Source organism: Clostridioides sp. LIBA-2809, from assembly GCF_056688965.1.
On record NZ_CP197004.1, the window covers coordinates 325,809 to 346,454 of the forward strand.

Here is a 20,646-nt window from a genome sequence, read left to right on the forward strand (position 1 = left end):
TAGAAAAGAGGTATATTCATGATAAAAGCAATGTATTCAGGTGTAAGTGGAATGAAAGCAAATCAAACAAAGCTAGATGTAATAGGTAACAATGTAGCAAATGCAGGGACTACTGCTTTTAAGAAAAGTTCTGCTAGAATAACAGATTCATTTTATCAAACTGTATTATATGCAAGTGCTCCAACAGCCGCATTAGGAGGAACAAACTTAGGACAAGTAGGTGTAGGTAGTAAGATATCAAGTATAAATAAAGATATGATACAAGGAAATGTACAACCAACTAATAGACCATCAGATTTAATGATAGATGGAGAAGGGTATCTTCCAGTAGTAAGGCAAGGAACAGTTATGTATACAAGAGATGGTTCTTTTAACTTAGATACAGGATTTAAAGCAGCAGCTGGACCTTTGCAAAATATCAAAGGTGGAAGACTTGTAAATGGTGATGGGTATATGTTACAAGGCGAGGTTTATAAGGGTACGTATGATGCTGCTACTGGTGAATTTACTAAAAATGCTACTGCAGAAGGAAAAGAACCTATTGTAATACCACTTCAAAGCGTAAGTCCTAAAGATGGAACAGTCCAAAATGTACTAGAGTACAATATATCAAAGGATGGTACTGTAGAATTTTTATTAAGTGATGGTCAAAGAACACAGTTTGTATATCCTATACCTGATGGTAAAAAAGTAGGAGATGCATCTGGTTTAAATATTAATGATGGTAAGATTCAAAAAGTACAAACATATGCATTCCAAAATCCTGCAGGACTAGATTCAGAGGGAGGAAACTTATGTAAACCATCAGCAAACTCAGGAGACCCACAAATAGCAGGAGCTACAGGAACAATAATACAAGGAGCAATAGAAGCTTCCAATGTAGACATAGCAGAAGAATTCACAGAAATGATAATAGCAAGTAGGTCTTTCCAAGCAAACAGCAAAATAATATCAACATCAGATGAAATCCTACAAGAGATAATAAGTCTTAAGAGATAGTAGGTACATATTATGATAAGAGTAACCGATTTAAATGGAAGAAGCTACATATTAAACTCAGACCTTATAGTAAGAATCGACTCCGTGCCAGAGAGTAGAATTTTACTTACAACAGGGGAAAAAAACCTTGTAAAAGAGTCAGTAGACGAGATAGTAGATAAAGTAGTAAAGTACAAAAGGAAAATAAATGTAGGTTATATTAGGAGCGAGAAATAATGAAAAAAACAGATTCACTGACATTTATTGGACTAATATTATCTACAGTATTAGTTTTATTTGGAGCAGTAAAAGGTAGTAGTTCAGGGTTAAAAAGTTTCTTTGATTTTGCATCAATATTAATCACAGTATTTGGGTCGTTTGGAGCTTTAATGATTACATTTACTTTTGATGATATAAAACTTATAAAGAATGCACTACAATACTCATTTAAGACAATGAGTGTATCAAAATTAGACTTATTAAATCAATTTAAAACACTTTCTAAAAAAGCTAGAAAAGAAGGTCTTCTATCAATAGAAAGTGATGTTATGAAAATACAAGACCCATTCATGAAAAAAGGATTAGAGTTATGTATTGATGGTTTGGAAGTAAATGAGATAAGGTCTATATTAGAATTGGAGATAGATTTTATCGAAGATACAAATAACAGGTATTCTAAGATATTTAAAACTTGGGGTACTTTTGCGCCTGCGTTTGGGATGCTGGGGACTTTAATAGGTCTTATACAAATGCTATCAGACCTTACATCTCCAGACTTAATAGCATCTGGGATGGGAAAGGCATTAATTACAACATTCTATGGTTCTTTACTTGCTAATATCGCTTTGAATCCAATTGCATATAATATAGATGAAAAAACAGAAAAAGAAGTTTATGTGAAGGAAATGATGCTTGAAGGAATAATAAGCATACAGTCTGGTGAAAGCAGTATAGTGGTTGAAGAGCGCTTAGCAACATACCTTTCAAGAAGTGAGAGATTACAGTTTACAAAATCCAATAAAAATACAGAAAGAGCAATGAGTAATGGGGCGTAAAAAAAATAAGAAAAAGGATGATATAAATCCAGATGCATGGCTAGCTACCTATGCTGATACCATAACACTGATTCTTACATTTTTCGTATTACTGTATGCTACATCAGTTGTAGATATGGAAAAATTCAAAAACATATCAAATGCGTTAAAAGGTCAGTTTTCTGGAATAAGTATGTTTAGTACAGGTTCAAGCACAAGTGAGAAATCACCAATAGATAGTACTTTAGTGGATAAAAGTGATAAGTCAAATTTAGAACAAGATTTAAAAGATAAGGTTAATAATTCTAATTTACAAAATAGTGTAACAGTTAAGGATGATAGCAGAGGGATTTTACTAGAGTTGGATGATTCAATACTATTTGACTCTGGGATTTCGGAGTTAAAAGTCAATAGTAAAGCTACTCTCAATAAAGTATATGACATGATAAAAATGATGAAAAATAAGATAGTTATAGAAGGTCATACTGATAATGTACCTGTAAAATCAAGTACACATGAATCCAATTGGGATTTATCTTCTAGTAGAGCAGTAAGCGTTGTAAGATACTTTGTAGAAGAAAAGGGCATGGACCCTAAACTGTTTTCAGCAACAGGATGTGGAGAGTATCAGCCTTTGGTTTCAAATGAAACAGCAAAAGGGAGAGCTGAGAATAGAAGAGTTAATATACTTATAACTATCGACTAGGAGGAAGAGATTTGTTCAAAAATAAAAAAGTTATTCTAATTATTTTGATACTAATTATTTTCTCAGCAGGAGCAGGATTTTTTATATTAGGTGAAGGTGGAAATAAGCAAATTACTAAAATTATAAGCTCATTTATTCCAACAGGAAAAGATAAAGGAGAAATAAAAACAGAAAATCTTGATTTAGAAGAAATGGTATTGAAACTAGCTGATGAAGGTGTAAGATATCTAAAAGTATCAATAACTGTATCTTATGATTCTTCATATAAAGATATAGAAAAAAATACACCTTTAATTAGAGACAATATCATAAATTGCCTTATGGCAAAAAGAGCAGATGATTTTGCTGCTGAGAATTTAAATAACATAAAAGAAGAGATAAAAAATACACTAAATACAAACCTAGGTGGAAATGTAATTCAAAATATATATTTTACAAATATAGTAGTGCAATAAAGGATGGTAAGACATGATACTTTATTTATTAAAGATATTAATATGTATTCCAATAATTTTAATATTGATAGTCTTATCTTTAAAAATTAGCCAAGGAAGTTTATTAAAAAAATACAATGATAAATATGTAAAAATATTAGATATTGTAAGTATAAATAAAAATAATAGCATAATAATTTTGAAGATAGGTGAAGAAGGATGCATTGTTGCATCTTCTTCTTCTAGTATGAATAAGATAAAAGATTTGACCAAGGAAGAAATATCAAAAATAGAAGATGATATTAAAGAAAGAAATTTTAAAATCCAAGATTTTAAAATAGAAAGAATTAAAACAAAATATGATTTCAGTAGATATATTGGAAAATTTACAAAAAAGGAAGATAAGTAAATGGAACTATTATCAAAATTACCTTTGGCTGATGTACCATATACAAGTTCAATGCAATTGTTTTTATTTCTAACTGCATTAATGTTTTTACCATTTGTAATGTTTATGATGACAAGCTTTGTCAGAATAGTCATAAGTTTATCATTTTTAAAATCAGCATTAGGAGCACAGCAGGCAATTCCAAGTCAAGTTTTGGTAGGGCTTGCAATAGTATTGACAATATTTATAATGAGACCAGTATTAAATGAAATAAACGAAAAGGCATTACAACCATATATTAAAGAAGAAATTACTATGGAAAAAGCTATGGAGGAAGCAGAAGGACCTATTAAAGAGTTTTTACTGAAGCAAACTAGACAAACAGACTTAGACTTATTTGTGGAACAAGCTGGTTTAAAAGAAAAAAAATTAACTCGTGAAAATATACCATTATCTGTTGTAGTTCCAGCATTTGCTATAAGCGAATTAAAAACTGCTTTTCAAATAGGTTTTTTAATATACATACCATTTTTGATAATAGACCTTGTTGTTGCAAGTGTTCTAATGTCTATGGGGATGTTTATGTTGCCTCCAGTTATGATATCATTACCATTTAAGTTGCTATTATTTGTAATGGTGGATGGCTGGAATTTGATAGTAAAAACATTGATATTGGGATTTGGATAGGAGAAAAATAGTATGAGTGAATTTATGATAATGAGTGTTCTTAAAAATGGAATGTTTACAGGGGCTATGATTGCAGCTCCAGTACTAATTGTTTCTCTTGTAGTTGGACTTTTAATTAGTGTGTTTCAAGCTACAACTCAAATCCAGGAGCAAACATTGACTTTTGTACCAAAACTGATAGCAATTCTTTTAGTAGTAGCTATTGGTGGAAGCTGGATGTTACATACTCTTATTAGTTTTACTTCTGAGATATTTAATATGATATCTCTTATAACTAAGTAGGTAGGGTACATATGATTTTTGTATTTATTAGAATAGTAGCCTTTTTTGGAACGTTGAGAATACTATTTCCAGCTGGTACACCTGCTTTATTTAAGTCAATTTTTGCAATCATTATATCAATACTGATTTCAAGTACTATGCAAATTGAATATGTTGCAAATATAGATAATATTATAATGTTTACGTTATATGGAATAAATGAAACTATAACAGGTATTATACTTGGATATATAACTAATCTGTGTTTTTATAGTATCAGAATGGCTGGTTCTATGATGGACCAACAGATGGGATTGTCAATGATTAATATGTTTGACCCAAACTCAATGACTCAGACAACTTTAATCGACAATCTTATGAACTGGACAGCGCTAATGATATTTTTTAGCATGGATGGACATCATATTTTAATTCGAGGTATAAGGTATAGTTTCGAGTTAATTCCAATAGGAAAATCATTTGTAGATAATAATATAGACTATATAATAAACATATTTGTACAGTGCTTTATAACTGGATTCAAAATAGCAATACCTATCGTGCTTTGTCTGCTGATGGCAGATTTTATCTTAGGGCTTATATCAAGAAGTGTTCCTCAGTTAAATGTAATGATAGTTGGTATGCCATTAAAAATATTGGTTGGTATAGCCTTATTTATCATATCGATACCTTTAATTGTTAGCCAGATAAGTCATTTACTGAGTCAGATACCAAAGATGTATGAGGGAACATTTGCTCTGGCTCCAATGTTTTTTATGGGTTCAACAGATAAGACAGAAGAAGCTACTCCAAAGAAAAAGGGTGAACAAAGAAAAAAGGGTAATATAGCAAAAAGTAGAGAATTACCCGTTGCAATGACTCTATTTGCATTCACTTTATTAGTTCCTACATTATTTTCATATGTAGTGGATACACTTAAATCTTCACTCAATTATTTTTTAAATGTGAATTTTTATATGAACATAAATTATTCAAATTTAGAAAACTTAATTATAGTGGGATTAATGGATTTTTTTAAGACATTTTTGCCAATAGCTATTCCATTCTTGGTTTTAGGCGTAGTAGCTAACTTATTTCAAGTAGGAATCTTGTTTACTGGAGAAACTTTGAAACCAAATTTATCAAAATTAAATCCTGTTAGTGGATTTAAAAATATGTTTTCTATGAGAAGCTTATCAACTTTAATAAAAGATACAGCAATAATATCTGTATTAGCTTATATAGGATATACATTTTTTCAAGATAATTACTTAGATATATTAAAGCTAGGTAATATATACCTACCTAGTTTAATGTATACAGTTAAAGATTTAGTATATTCCATATTAAGTAAAATTTGTATAGCTATGGTAGTTATAGCAGTTGCAGACTACTTTTATCAAAGATATAGCCATAAAAAGCAACTGAGAATGACAAAACAAGAAGTTAAAGATGAATATAAAAACGCAGAGGGAGACCCAGAAATAAAAGCTAAGATAAAACAAAAGCAAAGGCAAATTTCATCTCAAAGGACTATGCAAGCAGTCCCAAGTGCCACTGTAATAGTAACCAATCCGACCCACTTATCTATAGCAGTAAGGTATGAAAAAGGGAAGGACCAAGCTCCCGTAGTAGTGGCAAAAGGTGCAGACTATTTAGCCTTTAAAATAAGAGAAATAGCAAAGGGAAATGACATCCCTATAATAGAAAATAAACCTATAGCTAGGTTGTTATATAAACAAGTAGAAATAGACCAAGAAATTCCAGAGGACATGTATCAAGCTTTTGCAGAAATATTAGTAGCAGTATATAAAATCAAAAATAGATACAAAGTCCCAAAAAGGTAGGATAAGTAATGAATAAGTTTAATCTAAAGGAAAATATGGATGTAATAGTGGCTTTTGGTGTTGTAGGAATTGTTCTTATGATGATAGTGCCATTACCTACATTTATATTAGATATTTTACTGGCAATTAACATAAGTTTATCTGTGCTAATTTTATTAATGACATTATTTACAACTAATGTACTTGATTTATCTATATTTCCAACAGTGTTACTTGTTACAACACTATTTAGACTGGGATTGAATCTTTCATCAACTAGATTGATTCTAACTCAGGGATATGCAGGTGAAGTTATAGAGGCATTTGGAAGTTTTGTTGTAGGTGGAAATTACGTAGTAGGAATAATTATATTCCTAATTATATTAATTGTTCAATTTGTTGTTATAACTAATGGTTCTGGAAGAGTATCTGAAGTAACAGCTAGATTTACGTTAGATGCCATGCCAGGTAAGCAGATGAGTATAGATGCAGATTTAAATGCAGGAGTTATAGATGATAAAACTGCTAGAAAAAGAAGAAAAGAACTTCAACAAGAAGCTGATTTTTATGGTTCTATGGATGGTGCAAATAAGTTTGTAAAAGGAGATGCTATAGCAGGTCTTATAGTAACTGCAATAAATATTATAGGAGGAATTGTAATAGGTGCTGTAATGCTAAATATGACTCTTATGGGTGCAGCACAAACATATGTAAGGCTTACTATAGGGGATGGTCTTGTAAGTCAGATACCAGCTCTATTAATATCAACATCAGCAGGGATAATTGTAACAAGAGCTTCTACTGATGAAAATTTTGGTGGATTAGTAGGTAAACAATTAACAGCAATACCAAAGGCAATAATGATGACTGGATGTGTTTTAATTGTACTTGGCATGATGCCAGGATTACCTAAACCAGCATTTTTTTCACTGGGTATAGGTGCAATAGCAGCAGGTTATTTTTTAGGAAGAGAAAAGAAAGATACTTTAGAAGATTTAGAGTTTGAAAAACCTGATATGGTAAATCCAGATAAAAACGAAGTAGAAGATGTAACAAACTTAATAAATGTAGAATCTATAGAAGTAGAAATTGGATATGGATTAATATCTTTAGCTGATGAATCAGCAGGAGGAGACTTGCTTCAGAGAATAGCATCAATAAGAAGACAGTGTGCTATAGACATGGGTATAGTTGTACAACCTATAAGAATAAGAGATAATTTACAATTAAATCCAAATCAATACAATATAAAGATAAAAGGCAATGTAGTTGGTGGATATGAGATAATGCCTAATATGGTTTTATGTATGGACCCTATGAATCAAGGTTTTAATATATTTGGAATAAAGACAATTGAGCCTACTTTTGGAATAGAAGCACTTTGGATAGAAAGTGACAAGGTAGAAGATGCAGAGTTAAAAGGTTATACAGTGGTAGATTCATCTACAATACTTATAACTCACTTACTAGATATAATAAAATCCAATGCACATGAGTTATTGGGAAGACAAGAAGTTAAGACTATTATAGATGCAGCAAGAGAAAATTATAGTGCTGTAGTTGATGAGTTAATACCAGACTTAATGACACTTGGTGAAGTTCAAAAAGTACTTAAAAATCTGTTAAGAGAAAAAGTAAATATAAAGGATAGGGTTACAATACTTGAAACACTTGCAGACCAGTCTAGAAACACCAAAGATATAGAGCTTCTTACTGAATATGTGAGAATAGCTTTGGCTAGAAGTATTTGTACAAATTTGGTAGATGAAGACAAGTCAATTACAGTGGCTACATTGTCTCCAGAAACGGAGGAATTAGTATCTAATAATTTACAGAGGTCTGTAAATGGAACATATCCAGCCGTTGACCCAGAAAACACAAACAAAATATTTGAGAGTATACAAGATGTAATGAGTAATGTATATTTCAATCATAATATACCAGTAATAGTAGTATCACCAAAGATAAGAGCACCATTTAGAAAATTAGTTGAGCTTGTATATCCTAATTTGACTGTATTATCATTAAACGAAATACCTAACGATGTTAAAATCAAAGCAGAAGGTGTGGTGAGCATATATGATGACGAAAAAGTATACAGCTGATACAATTCAGGATGCTATGAATCTAGCCAAAATGGAATTAGGTGACAATATTACACTAATAGATAAAAAAGAAGTAAGAAAATCTGGCATACGAGGTATTTTTTCAAAGAAAGATATTGAATTAACTGTTGGATGGGAAAAGAGAGATAATATAGAACAAAAAGATTTAAAACGAGAGATAGAACAATTAAAGTCAATTATAAGTAACATGGGGTTTGATAGTAAAAATGATAATGATATAGAAAAAATATGTAAGAATCTACTAAATTTAGAGTTAAATAAAGAAATTGTAGACTTTATAAGAGCTGATTTACAAGAAATGAAATTTAATGGAATTGATACAAGCAAAAATTTAGTAGAAAGCCTAAAGAAAAAGATTAAAATAGAAAATCAAACAATAACTGGAAAAATTGCTCTAGTTGGACCACCAGGAGTAGGTAAAACGACTACAATAGCAAAGTTAGCTGCTAAATTAGTCTTTGAAGAAAATAAAAAAGTAGGTGTAATAACTATAGATACCTATAGGATTGGTGCTGTAGAGCAGTTAAGGATATATACTGATATAATGAATATTCCTTTTAAAGGGGTAATAAGCCCTGATGAGATGGAGTTGGCACTTGATGAGATGAAAGATTGTGATGTTGTATTGATAGATACTACAGGTAGAGGTTATAAAAGTTCTATGCAAATACTAGAAATCAAAAACCTTATAGATAAAGCTGAAACTGATAATATACATTTGGTTTTGAATTGTACAACGAAAGAAACTGATACAAAAGCTATTATAGATTCGTATAGAAATGTGAACTTTAAAAGCTTAATAATTACAAAACTAGATGAAACAATTACATATGGCTCAATATTTAACATAATGAATTATGCACAAAAACCAATATCATATATTACAACAGGACAAAATGTTCCTGATGATATTATAAAACCTAATGAAGATAAGATTATAAGACTACTATTAGGAGTTGAAAGTATATGATGGACCAAGCTCAAATCTTGAGAAAAATGGCAATAGAAAAAAAAGGACTTGATGAATCTATTACAGAGAATAGAAATACACCTAAGATAATTACAATAGCTTCTGGAAAAGGTGGAGTTGGAAAGAGTAATCTAGCTACAAATTTGTCTATATGCTTGACTAAACTTAATAAAAAAGTTCTTATATTAGATGCAGATATAGGAATGTCTAATATAGATATAATAATGGGCGTAAATGTAAAAGGAACCATAATTGATGTAATTAATGGTGAAAAAAATATAGAAGATATAATTTCACAGACTAAATATGGTGTAAACATAATCTCTGGAGGTTCTGCTCTTAATCATATAGAAGACTTCACAGAAGCTCAAAGAAATAAGTTTATACATAGCATAGAACAGATTCATGATGTGGATTTTATAATAATTGATACAGGAGCTGGTATGAGTAAAAGTCTATTGTCATTTATATACTGTAGTACTGAATTTTTCTTAATAACAACACCAGAACCTACATCATTGACTGATGCATACAGTCTATTAAAAGCCATAAGTAATTTTGGTATAAAGAGAAGTGCAAACATAATAATCAATAGAGTGATTAATTTAGAAGAGGCAAAAACTACATATAACAGAATAAATATGGTTGTAGATAAATTTTTAAATCTTAATTTAGAATTGTATGGATATATAATAGAGGATAAAAAAGTGAGTGTATGTGTAAAGAAACAGATACCATTTATTCTAGAATACCCTACAAGTATTGCATCAAAATGCATTATATCTATAGCAAAGAGAATGGTAAGTCAGCCAAAAGAACAGCAAAAAGAAGAGCTTATTGATAATAAAGGTTTACTAAGAAAAATGTTTAGTATATTTAAAAGCTAAGGAGGCGTAATTTAATGAATAGAGAAGAATTAATAAAAGAGAATATGCCTCTTGTAAAGAGTATAGCAAGAAAATTTTTTATACCAGGGAAAGGCTTTGAATATCAAGATTTAGTAAATAGTGGAGTCATAGGGTTGATTGATGCAATAAATAAATTTGATGTTGAAAAAGGAGCAAAGTTCTCTAGTTATTCCTATATAAAGATAAAATCTGCTATATTAGATGAAATCAGAAATCAAAGTCCAATTTCTAAACATAACTTAACGAAAGTAAATAAATATAATAAAGTAATAGAAAAATTGCAAGCTGAATTATTAAGAGAACCGACTTCACATGAAATTGCAAATGAATTAAATATTTCAAAAAAGGAACTCAATGATATTGAAAGTAATATAGATATGTTAAATATTGTGTCATTAAACCATGTAATCTTTGAAGATACAAATGAAACTATACAAGATGTAATAAGTTATAAAGAGGAATATACTCCAGCAAACATAATAGAAGAAGAAGAAAAGTTAGATATTCTATCTAAAGCAATTAATAACTTAAGAGAAAAGGAAAAATTAATACTTTCACTGTACTATTATGAAGATTTAAATCTAAAGGAGATAGGGAAAGTGCTAGGTGTTTCAGAATCAAGAGTTTCACAACTCCATAGAAAATCAATAAGAAACCTAAGAAGTAAAATAAAAGAACTTAAATATTCTATATAGATGGTGATTGATGTGATGATACAAATTATATTAATAGTAGTGTCTATTTTGATAATAGTAACTATAATTGCAAATTTACATAAGGAATCAAAAAACAAAGATAACAGGTACTTTGATAAAATATTTGAACAGGAATATGAGGCAAATGATAGATTGGTAGTTGCAGAAAAAAGAAGATTTTTTTTAGATAAAGTGATTGCTGAAATAAAAAGTAATAATTATATGAAAGTTTATGAAAATTATAACTTAATAAAGACTAGTTCAGTAAAGAAAGAAGATATTTTTATAGAATCAAAACAGGAAATAAAAAAAGAAAATGAGCTATCTCTTAAAGTGAAACATCTTATAAATTCAGGTTATGAGGATGTGGAAATATGCAAGATGTTAGGTATTGGAAAGGGTGAACTGTCATTAATAAGGAGTTGTTACAAGATATAAGAACATTATTGTTTGATAAAAAAGTCCTTTTAGGAATAGGGATTGGTATATTAATATCAACTCTATGTATAATGCTTTTTAGTAATAATGATATGAGTAAAGCAGAAATAGAAAAAAAGGCAAGAGAGCTAGGTATGAAATATGCAAGTGAGATGAAGGTTTTAGAATAGATAATATTGTTGGATAATTTACAAAAAAGGAGGTCATAACGTGATAAGAGGATTATATACAGCAGTTTCTGCAATGATAACTAATCAACAAAAGCAAAATGTTGTTGTCAATAACTTAGCAAATATGGATACTAATGGATATAAGAATAAACTACTTCTAACTAAAAGTTTTGATGAATTACAGTTAGATAGTTACAATAATTATGTGAATGGAACTAAACAAAAGCAAGAAATAGGCAAGTTAAGTCCAGGTGTTTCTATGGATGAAACTATCACAAATTTTAACCAAGGTCCTATAAAAACAACTGATAATAAAATGGATGTAGCTATCCAAGGTAAGGGATTTTTTCTAGTTAGTGATGCAGCTGGGAATCAATTTTATACCAGAAATGGTAACTTTAGAACAGATAATCAGGGTGACCTCATAACTAGTGAAGGATATTATGTACTTGGAACAAATACTGCAACCGGTGCTGTAGGACATATAAATGTTGGCAATAAAAAATTTGAAGTAGCAAAAGATAATACAATATCACTGGACGGAAATGCTATGTACAAATTTAATATGGTAGATTTTAATGATTATAATAAATTAAAAAAAGAAGGAGATAACTTGTATTCTGGAGGAGGAGCTGTAAAGGCAAATAATGCACTTACAATACAGAGTGCAGTAGAGTCTTCGAATGTAGATATTGTGTCTGAAATTAATAATATGATGACAATATCAAGAGAATACGAGGCAAATCAAAAAATAATTCAAGCTATGGATTCTAAATTGGCAAAGATAGCGAGTGAGATTGGCTCAGTAAGATAGATAATAGGAGGTGAATTTTTATGTACACAATGTTTTATACTAGTAAAACAGCTTTATCAGCAAATCAAAGTAAATTAGATGTAATATCTAATAATATAGCAAATAATGATTCCAATGGATATAAAAAAATAAATATGGAATACTCTGACTTAGTAGATGAAGTACTAAATAGACCATCATACCCTACAAATAGTAAAGATATATCAACTGGAACTGGAGCTAAGGCATCAGCCCCTATGAGAAATTATGAACAAGGTGCATTGGCACCCACAGGTAGTAAGAGTGATTTAGCAATAGATGGAGAAGGATTCTTTAGAGTAATAAGAAAAGATGGTACATATGCATATACAAGAGATGGTGGCTTTAATGTAGATGCTTTAGGTAAGATTGTAGATGCTAATGGAAATATATTAGATGTTCAATTTGATGCAGGATATAACTATAATAATACAAATATAGATAACACAAACTTAACAGTTGCAAGAAATGGAGATTTATCTGTAGATAATAAGAAAATAGGCAAAATCAATTTATATCAACCTATAGGAACTCAAAATTTCATCTCTGAAGGTGATAGTTTATTTGTTTCAACTGATGCAGCACAGATTAAACAAGTTGATAAGGTGGATATAGTTCAAGGATATAGAGAGAGGTCAAATGTTTCTTTACAAGACGAATTTGTTGACTTAATAGCCACTCAAAGAGCATTTCAAATGAATTCAAAAGGAATAAAGACAGCAGATGAAATGTGGCAAATAGCTAATAATTTAAGAGCTAAATAATTATGTAAGGTGAGGAATATTCATGTATGATATGAAAGATTATGATTTCGGCAAACCTCAGAGTTATTCAAGAGAAAATTTAACATGTTTAAATTTTTTATTAGCTGAATTCTGTAAAAAGTATAAAAATTATATAATTTATGAACTTAAGTGTAATTCTAGTATGATAGTTGAGAGTATAGACCAAGTAAATTATCAAACTTTTTTAGATAGAATAACATCTTCATGTATAATAGTACAAAATTCGATGGAACCTATCATGAAAAATTTTTCTTTTAGAATAGATAGAAGTGTAGCTGATATGTGGATTGACGTGACAGCTGGCGGTAATGGAGTTGTAAAAGATAACAATAGAGAACTTACAGAACTTGATAAGAAAGTGCTTTTACATCTTATGGAGGATTTAGTAAGAAATATGCATTTATTTGAAGGATTTGAAAAAATACAAGTATTAGATACACATACACATATTAATTTACCGCAATTGTGTTCTCCAACTGCACCTGTATGCGTTGTAGATTTAAAGGTGGTAAATGATAATAAATATGTTGGTAGTGTTTCTCTTTGTTTTCCATATAATGCCTTAGAGGCTATGTTGGAGAGTATTTCTGTTGTAGAATTTTTAGACATGGATGCAGGTGATAACTCAGAAGAATTTACTAATAAAATATACAATAGTGTATCTAATATAGAATTAGCAATTATTGCAGAGATAGGAAAAGTATCCATTAATGTTGAAGATTTACTTAAGTTAGAGGTTGGAGATGTAATAGTAACAAATAAAAAAATAAATGATTATATAGATGTATTTGTAGAAAATTCAAAATCATACACAGCAACGCCAGGATTTATATCAAGTAAAAAAGGTGTGAAAATAAATGATGCTGTCAGAAAAGAGGTATAGTTATGGATAATAGTAATCTTATTTCAGATGAAGAAGCAAAGATGTTATTAAATGATAAAGTTGAAAGTGAAATTGATGGAGATGATGAACTAGCTTTAGATGTCTCTGAAGCTAATAAAAATAATATACAAAGAATACTTGACCTTAAGTTGGAGTTGTCTGTAGTTATAGGAAGAACGAAGATGAGTCTAAGAGATATTTTGAATCTAAATAAAGGCTCTCTTATTGAACTTGACACTTTAGCAGACCAAGATGTAGAAATACTAATAGACAATAAAGTATTGGCTTATGGAAAAGTAGTGGTAGTAGATTTGAATTTTGGTGTAAAAGTAACAAGTATAGTAAGTGAAGAGGATATGGTGAAATCTCTTGTTTAAAAATAACATTAATTAATACTTAAGGCATGAGGTGGTATTTATTTTAAACTTAAATGATATAAAAAAAGATATATTAAAACTCAATAAAAAAGACTCATGTGCTCTCTATAATGAATCTATTAATAATATAAACAATAATTACATATCAAGTGGATTAAAGTTTTTAAAAGAAGCAAGAGATTTAAATCCAGGTGATGTGGATGTATTAAATCTCATAGGTCTTGTAAATTTATTAAAATGCAATTTTGATGAGGCTGTAGAAAGTTTCTATAAGAGTTTACTTTGTGAAAAAACTGCTCTGTGTGAAAAGTATATAAACATGCTTACATCTGAGGAGTTTTTAATTTTCTTTGAAAGGTACAATCAACTTATAAGATTAATCAACAAAGGTATGTATAAACAAGCCATACAAGGCTTTAAACTTATAACAGAGCAATACAGCGATTTAATAGAACCTTATGAGTTGCTTGCCTTACTTTATGATAAGGAAGAAGAGTATATAAAGTTTGATGAATGTGTAGAAGTATTGAAGAACATCGATAAAGAAAATCATTTATTAAATCAAGAAAATGATACATTAGATATATATAATAATGTTAACAGACAAGTTAAAAGTAATGTGAAATCAGATGATTATGAGAATGAACTTGTACATAAAAATATTAATAGTCATAAAATTGATGAAACTATTAATATATCTAAGGAAGTAAGTAAAGATAAGAAACAGAAAAATTTAGATTCTAATAAGAAAAAAAGTATTAGAAAAAATAAGTATTTATATATAGCAATAATATTATGCATATTATTAATAGGACAAAATATATATAGTTCTTATAGGACGAATAATTTAACTAATAAAATATCTAAAAATAATGAAACTAAAGACAAAGAGTCAATAGATTCTAGTTTGAGTAAGAAAGAAAATGATAAAGAAGAAAACGAGAGTGTTGATAAAACTCTTAATACCAATAACACTAAAAATATTAATAAAGAGGATGTAAAATCCAAAAAAAACACTGTAGAATATGAGAATGAAAGTGATAAAGAGTCTAATTTATTTACAGAGGATGAATTGATGTCTAAGGCAAATACCTTAAAGTCAGAAAAGCAAACCAAATCTTCTATACAATTATATAAAAAAGTTGTAGATGTAGGTAAAAATAAGGGAAATACATCAGAGGCAACTTACCAAGTTGCTGTTCTTAGTGAAAAGTTAAAAGACTATGATACTGCTGAAGAATATTACAAAATGTATGTAGAAAATTATTCAGAAAAAGATTCATATTTTGATGAATCCTATTATAACTTAGGTATGATGTATTATAATAAAGGAGATTTAAAAAATTCTAAATTAACATTAAAAAAATTAGTTAATAAGGTACCTAATAGCATGTATAATAATTCAAAAGTGAAAGAAATTTTGAAAGAAGAATAATTAAATTAGATAAGAAAGAGAAATTATTTTATTTTAAAACAATTTCCTTATAATATATTGACATACTATTTTAAAAAATTTAAAATATTAACTATAAAATGAGGAGGGATAAAAATGGAGTTTGAAAAAGGGAGTATTTCAATTCATACAGAAAATATTTTTCCTATAATTAAAAAATGGTTATATTCTGATAAAGACATATTTATAAGAGAGCTTATAAGTAATGGATGTGATGCAGTAAGTAAACACAAAAGACTTGTATCATTAGGAGAAATATCAGAAGTTGAGCCATCAGATTATAAAATTACAGTATCTGTAAATAAAGGGGAAGGCACACTTAAATTTATTGACAATGGAATTGGTATGACTGAAGAAGAGATAAAAAAATACATAAATCAAGTTGCTTTTTCAGGTGCTGAGGATTTCTTTAATAAATATAAGGATAAGATGGAAGAATCAAATGACATAATAGGTCACTTTGGATTAGGATTTTATTCTGCATTCATGGTGTCTAAAAAAGTTCAAATAGACACACTTTCATATACAGAAGGAGCAATTCCAGTAAGATGGATATCTGAAGGTGGTACAGAATATGAAATATCTGAATCAGATGCTAGACATGAGAGAGGAACTACTATAACATTATTTATTGATGATGATAGTAAGGAATTCTTAGATGAATTTACTGTAAGAGGGATAATAGATAAGTATTGTTCTTTCTTACCAGTAGAAATATATCTAGAAGATGTTGAAAGATTAGAAAGAGAAGCTAAGGAAGAAGAAGAAAAAGCTAAAAAACAAAAAGAAGATGGAAAAGAAGAAGAAGTTGTGGATGCAAAGGTAATTGAGCCTTTAAACGATACTAATCCTCTATGGCTAAAATCTCCAAAAGATTGTACTGATGATGAATACAAAGAGTTTTACAGAAAAGTATTCCATGTATTTGATGAGCCTTTATTCTGGATACATCTAAATGTAGATTATCCTTTTAACTTAAAGGGTATACTTTACTTCCCTAAATTAAAAAATGAGTTTGAATTGACAGAGGGAAAAGTAAAATTATACAATAATCAAGTGTTTGTAGCTGATAATATAAAAGAAGTTATACCAGAATTTTTACTTTTATTAAAAGGTGTAATAGACTGCCCAGATTTACCATTAAATGTATCAAGAAGCTTTTTACAAAATGATAGAGATGTAAGCAAAATTTCTAAACATATAATTAAAAAAGTAGCTGATAAGTTAAAGTCTCTTTGCAAAAATGAAAGAGAAGAATACAATAAGTTTTGGGATGATATACAAATATTTATTAAATATGGTTGTTTAAAAGATGAAAGTTTCTACGAAAAAGTAAAAGAATGTATATTATTTAAAACTATTAATGATGAATATATAACATTACAAGATTATTTAGAGAAATGTAAGGACAAGCATGAAAATAAAGTATTCTATGTAAGTGACAAGGAACAACAATCACAATACATTAAGTTATTTAAAGAATACGACTTAAATGCTGTTGTATTAAACTCATCAATAGACACTCACTTTATTTCATTTATGGAGTATAAGGAAAATGGTGTTAAGTTTAATAGAATAGATGCAGACCTTTCTGATGTATTAAAAGACAAAAATGAAAACAAAGATAGTGAAGAAAATAAAGAAGAAATAGCAAAAATAGAAAGTTTATTTAAAGAGGCTGTTGGAGAAAGAGTGAAGAATTATTCTGTAGAAGGATTAAAAAATGAAGATACTCCAGCTATGGTATTAGTATCTGAACAATCTATAAGAATGTCAGAAATGCAGTCAAGATTTGCTGGAATGGATTTAGGAATGAACTTTGAGGAAGAAAAGACTCTTGTGATAAATGAGAATAGCCCAATTATTAAAAAATTAGTTTCTCTTAAAGATAATGAAGAAAAGAAAGATAAAGTTGCACTTATCTGTAATCAAATAGCAGATTTAGCTTTACTTTCTAATAAAGAATTAAAACCAGATGAATTAGATTCATTTGTTCAAAGAAGTAATAAACTTATGAAGATGTTAATAGAATTATAAGATTAAATATATTAAAGTAAATTTGTAAAAAATATCTAATATTATGAGAAGAGTTATTTTAAGATAATTGAAATTATCTTTGTGTAACTCTTCTTTATTTTTTATCTTTGATTAAAGTTTCAAATATTTAAATAGATTACAATTAAAAATTGTATTTGGTTAAATAGAGTTAACTTGATATAGGATAAAATAATACATATAATTAAGTAAAAGATTATTTTGTAATTTATGTTTTAATACATAATTACGCTTAGTGTTGAAAAATAAAATTATTACTAAAGTAGAAATAGGAGGTCTTAGCATGAATTTTAATTATAACTTACCAGTAAACATATTGTTTGGGAGAGGTAGAATCAACGATGTAGGAAAAGAAGTATCTAAATATGGTAAAAAGGTATTGATTGTAACTGGAAAAAATAGTACAAAGAAAACTGGATTACTTGATAAAACAATAGACTTACTAAAAGACTCTAAAATAGAATATGAAGTTTTTGATAAAGTAGAACAAAATCCTCTTATAACTACTATATATTCAGGTGTAGAAATTATAAAAGCAACTGGATGTGATTGTGTCTTAGGTCTTGGTGGAGGAAGCATAATGGATGCTGCTAAGAGTATTGCTTTTTCTTATAAAAATCCAGGAGATTTAAATGAATATATATTTGGAATCAGACAAGGAGAAGAAGCTTTACCTATAATCTTAGTTCCAACTACATCAGGTACAGGTAGCGAAGGAAATTGTTTTGCAGTACTTACAAATTCAGAAACTAAAGACAAAAAATCTATAAAAAAGAATAGTATGTATGCAAGGGCATCAATAATTGACCCAGAACTTATGGTTACAATGCCAAAGCATATAATTGCATCGGTTGGGTTTGATGCACTTGCTCATAATATGGAAGCCTATCTTTCTAATGGAAGAAATCCTCTTGCAGATGTACAGGCTATTTACGGGATTGAACTTATATCAGAAAACCTAGTAAGGGTATATAATAATGTAGATGACTTAGAAGCATGGGAGAAAATAACACTTGCAAGCACTATTGGAGGCATGACAATTGGTACAGCAGGTACAGCCTTGCCACATGGAATGGAACATCCTGTAAGTGGTCTTAGAGATGTAATGCATGGAAAAGGACTTGCAGCTTTGACTCCAAGTATTGTAGAAAGTTCATGGGATAGTGATATTGAAAGATTTGGGAAGATATCAAAGATATTAGGAGGAACTTGTGCAGAAGATTGTTCAGATGCAATTAGAAATTTCCTTAAAAAAATAGATTTAGATATAAAACTAAGTGATTTGGGTGTTGAAAAATCAGATATAGACTGGTTAACTGATAATTGCATGAAAATATCAGCTGCAAATATTAAGAGACATCCAAAAACTTTTAATAAGGAACAAATAAGGGAAATATACCACAAATCTCTATAACTTAACATTATGTATTTAATTTTAAGGTAAAAAAATTTATTATCAGCAAGAAACTTATAACTGATAGTGTACATATAGTAAATTTATCTTAAACTTTTATTTTACTTTCTAATAAATAAAGAGGGTTAAAAAAGGGAAGATTAACTAAGTAATATTTTATAAAAATCTTCAATTTAAAAACTTTAAGTAGAGGTGAAATAAATGTTTAATCCCAAAAGAATAATATTCGAAAAAGGTACCTTAGATACTGATGTCGGTAAAAATATATATGATAAGTTTAAAGATAAAAAAGATGTAGAGATAATTAATATATCCTCAAATAGAATTAAGGAACATATTCCAGGTGAAAATCTATATGAACAATACAGAAGTGGAAAACAGACCATGGTAGTTGGGATTAGGAAAAGTATGAAGTTTCAAACATGTAAACCTTCTGCTAATTATCAACTACCACTTGTTAGTGGATGTATGGGAAGATGTGAATATTGTTATTTAAACACACAATTAGGTGATAAACCATTTATAAGGGTATTTGTAAATATAGATGAAATACTTGAACAAACAAAGAAATATATTGAAGATAGAAAACCACAAGTTACTATATTTGAAGGTGCAGCTACATCAGATCCAGTTCCAGTAGAACCATATACTAATTCATTGAAAAAAACAATAGAATTTTTTGGAAGAGAAGAAAAAGGAAGATTTAGATTTGTTACTAAATACAGTGATGTAGATAGCTTATTGGATGCCAAACATAATAATCATACAGAAATACGATTCAGTATAAACACTCCTAGAATTATAGATGGGCATGAGCATTATACAGCATCTGCTAATAAAAGAATAGAATCAGCTGTAAAACTTGCTAAAGCTGGCTATCAGATTGGTTTTATAATAGCACCTGTGTTTCTATATGAAGGTTGGAAAGAAGAATATAGAAGTCTTATTAGAAACATAAAAGAAGCTTTACCAAAGGATTTTGATAGAAAAATTATATTTGAAGTTATATCTCATAGATATACTACTAAAGCGAAGAATAGAATATTAGAAATTTATCCAGACACATTGTTGCCAATGGAAAATGAAGATAGAAAGTTTAAATATGGTCAATTTGGATATGGCAAGTATGTGTATGATAAAGAACAAATAGATGATATGAAAGATTTTTTTCATAAGGAGATAAATGAAGTATTTGAAAATAGTTTAATAAAATATATAATATAGCA

23 protein-coding genes are annotated in these 20,646 nt (G+C 28.9%); all 23 read left to right on the forward strand.

Features of this window, described 5'->3' with window-relative positions; all coding sequences use genetic code 11:
• Positions 1-18: 18 nt before the first annotated feature.
• The 23 genes from ACTG44_RS01860 to splB all read left to right on the forward strand — a co-directional run bounded on the left by ACTG44_RS01860 (position 19) and on the right by splB (position 20,644).
• Positions 19-999 (forward strand): flagellar hook-basal body protein, encoded by a 981-nt coding sequence (locus ACTG44_RS01860; RefSeq protein WP_479921162.1) that lies wholly within the window; start codon positions 19-21, stop codon positions 997-999.
• Between the two features lie 12 nt (positions 1,000-1,011).
• A complete protein-coding gene (locus ACTG44_RS01865) occupies positions 1,012-1,215 on the forward strand; it encodes a flagellar FlbD family protein (protein ID WP_021382674.1) in 204 nt (67 codons plus the stop codon).
• Complete coding sequence (locus ACTG44_RS01870; protein WP_479921163.1) at positions 1,215-2,033, forward strand: motility protein A; 819 nt, start codon at positions 1,215-1,217, stop codon at positions 2,031-2,033. The genes ACTG44_RS01865 and ACTG44_RS01870 overlap by 1 nt, the downstream gene beginning before the upstream one ends.
• Positions 2,023-2,718, forward strand: coding sequence for an OmpA family protein (locus ACTG44_RS01875; RefSeq protein ID WP_021382680.1), 696 nt, complete (start codon positions 2,023-2,025; stop codon positions 2,716-2,718). The genes ACTG44_RS01870 and ACTG44_RS01875 overlap by 11 nt, the downstream gene beginning before the upstream one ends.
• Positions 2,719-2,729: 11 nt before the next feature.
• On the forward strand, positions 2,730-3,173 hold the full coding sequence (locus ACTG44_RS01880; RefSeq protein ID WP_479921164.1) for a flagellar basal body-associated FliL family protein: 444 nt from the start codon (positions 2,730-2,732) through the stop codon (positions 3,171-3,173).
• 13 nt (positions 3,174-3,186) lie between these two features.
• A complete protein-coding gene (locus tag ACTG44_RS01885) occupies positions 3,187-3,561 on the forward strand; it encodes a flagellar biosynthetic protein FliO (protein ID WP_479921165.1) in 375 nt (124 codons plus the stop codon).
• Positions 3,562-4,227 (forward strand): flagellar type III secretion system pore protein FliP, encoded by a 666-nt coding sequence (fliP, locus tag ACTG44_RS01890; RefSeq protein WP_479921166.1) that lies wholly within the window; start codon positions 3,562-3,564, stop codon positions 4,225-4,227.
• A gap of 12 nt (positions 4,228-4,239) precedes the next feature.
• The gene (fliQ, locus tag ACTG44_RS01895) at positions 4,240-4,509 is read left to right on the forward strand and encodes a flagellar biosynthesis protein FliQ (RefSeq protein WP_003435976.1); all 270 of its coding nucleotides are present in this window, start codon (positions 4,240-4,242) and stop codon (positions 4,507-4,509) included.
• Between the two features lie 11 nt (positions 4,510-4,520).
• Complete coding sequence (locus ACTG44_RS01900) at positions 4,521-6,335, forward strand: fused FliR family export protein/FlhB family type III secretion system protein (protein WP_479917960.1); 1,815 nt, start codon at positions 4,521-4,523, stop codon at positions 6,333-6,335.
• Between the two features lie 8 nt (positions 6,336-6,343).
• Positions 6,344-8,419 carry a flagellar biosynthesis protein FlhA gene (flhA, locus tag ACTG44_RS01905; RefSeq protein ID WP_021382733.1) on the forward strand — a complete coding sequence of 692 codons (2,076 nt, stop codon included), beginning with the start codon at positions 6,344-6,346 and terminating at the stop codon, positions 8,417-8,419.
• Positions 8,394-9,410: a flagellar biosynthesis GTPase FlhF gene (gene flhF / locus ACTG44_RS01910; RefSeq protein WP_479921167.1), complete on the forward strand. Its 1,017-nt coding sequence runs from the start codon at positions 8,394-8,396 to the stop codon at positions 9,408-9,410. The genes flhA and flhF overlap by 26 nt, the downstream gene beginning before the upstream one ends.
• Positions 9,407-10,297, forward strand: a complete 891-nt coding sequence (locus ACTG44_RS01915; RefSeq protein WP_479921168.1) for a MinD/ParA family protein — start codon at positions 9,407-9,409, stop codon at positions 10,295-10,297. Before flhF ends, ACTG44_RS01915 begins: the two co-directional genes overlap by 4 nt.
• Before the next feature lie 14 nt (positions 10,298-10,311).
• The gene (locus ACTG44_RS01920; protein ID WP_479921169.1) at positions 10,312-11,013 is read left to right on the forward strand and encodes a sigma-70 family RNA polymerase sigma factor; all 702 of its coding nucleotides are present in this window, start codon (positions 10,312-10,314) and stop codon (positions 11,011-11,013) included.
• 15 nt (positions 11,014-11,028) lie between these two features.
• A complete protein-coding gene (locus tag ACTG44_RS01925) occupies positions 11,029-11,451 on the forward strand; it encodes a flagellar protein (protein ID WP_479917963.1) in 423 nt (140 codons plus the stop codon).
• Positions 11,436-11,621 carry a hypothetical protein gene (locus ACTG44_RS01930; RefSeq protein WP_021382735.1) on the forward strand — a complete coding sequence of 62 codons (186 nt, stop codon included), beginning with the start codon at positions 11,436-11,438 and terminating at the stop codon, positions 11,619-11,621. Before ACTG44_RS01925 ends, ACTG44_RS01930 begins: the two co-directional genes overlap by 16 nt.
• Positions 11,622-11,661: 40 nt before the next feature.
• A complete protein-coding gene (locus ACTG44_RS01935) occupies positions 11,662-12,435 on the forward strand; it encodes a flagellar hook-basal body complex protein (protein WP_021382672.1) in 774 nt (257 codons plus the stop codon).
• Between the two features lie 20 nt (positions 12,436-12,455).
• On the forward strand, positions 12,456-13,217 hold the full coding sequence (locus ACTG44_RS01940; protein WP_479921170.1) for a flagellar hook-basal body complex protein: 762 nt from the start codon (positions 12,456-12,458) through the stop codon (positions 13,215-13,217).
• Positions 13,218-13,239: 22 nt separating this feature from the next.
• On the forward strand, positions 13,240-14,121 hold the full coding sequence (locus tag ACTG44_RS01945; protein WP_479919694.1) for a FliM/FliN family flagellar motor switch protein: 882 nt from the start codon (positions 13,240-13,242) through the stop codon (positions 14,119-14,121).
• 2 nt (positions 14,122-14,123) lie between these two features.
• Positions 14,124-14,498, forward strand: coding sequence for a FliM/FliN family flagellar motor switch protein (locus ACTG44_RS01950; protein WP_021382745.1), 375 nt, complete (start codon positions 14,124-14,126; stop codon positions 14,496-14,498).
• Between the two features lie 31 nt (positions 14,499-14,529).
• Positions 14,530-15,933 carry a tetratricopeptide repeat protein gene (locus ACTG44_RS01955; RefSeq protein ID WP_479921171.1) on the forward strand — a complete coding sequence of 468 codons (1,404 nt, stop codon included), beginning with the start codon at positions 14,530-14,532 and terminating at the stop codon, positions 15,931-15,933.
• 114 nt (positions 15,934-16,047) lie between these two features.
• Positions 16,048-17,988 (forward strand): molecular chaperone HtpG, encoded by a 1,941-nt coding sequence (gene htpG, locus ACTG44_RS01960; protein WP_479921172.1) that lies wholly within the window; start codon positions 16,048-16,050, stop codon positions 17,986-17,988.
• A gap of 301 nt (positions 17,989-18,289) precedes the next feature.
• Positions 18,290-19,420, forward strand: coding sequence for an iron-containing alcohol dehydrogenase (locus ACTG44_RS01965; protein ID WP_479919697.1), 1,131 nt, complete (start codon positions 18,290-18,292; stop codon positions 19,418-19,420).
• 201 nt (positions 19,421-19,621) lie between these two features.
• Positions 19,622-20,644: a spore photoproduct lyase gene (gene splB, locus ACTG44_RS01970; protein WP_021382830.1), complete on the forward strand. Its 1,023-nt coding sequence runs from the start codon at positions 19,622-19,624 to the stop codon at positions 20,642-20,644.
• Positions 20,645-20,646: the final 2 nt, after the last annotated feature.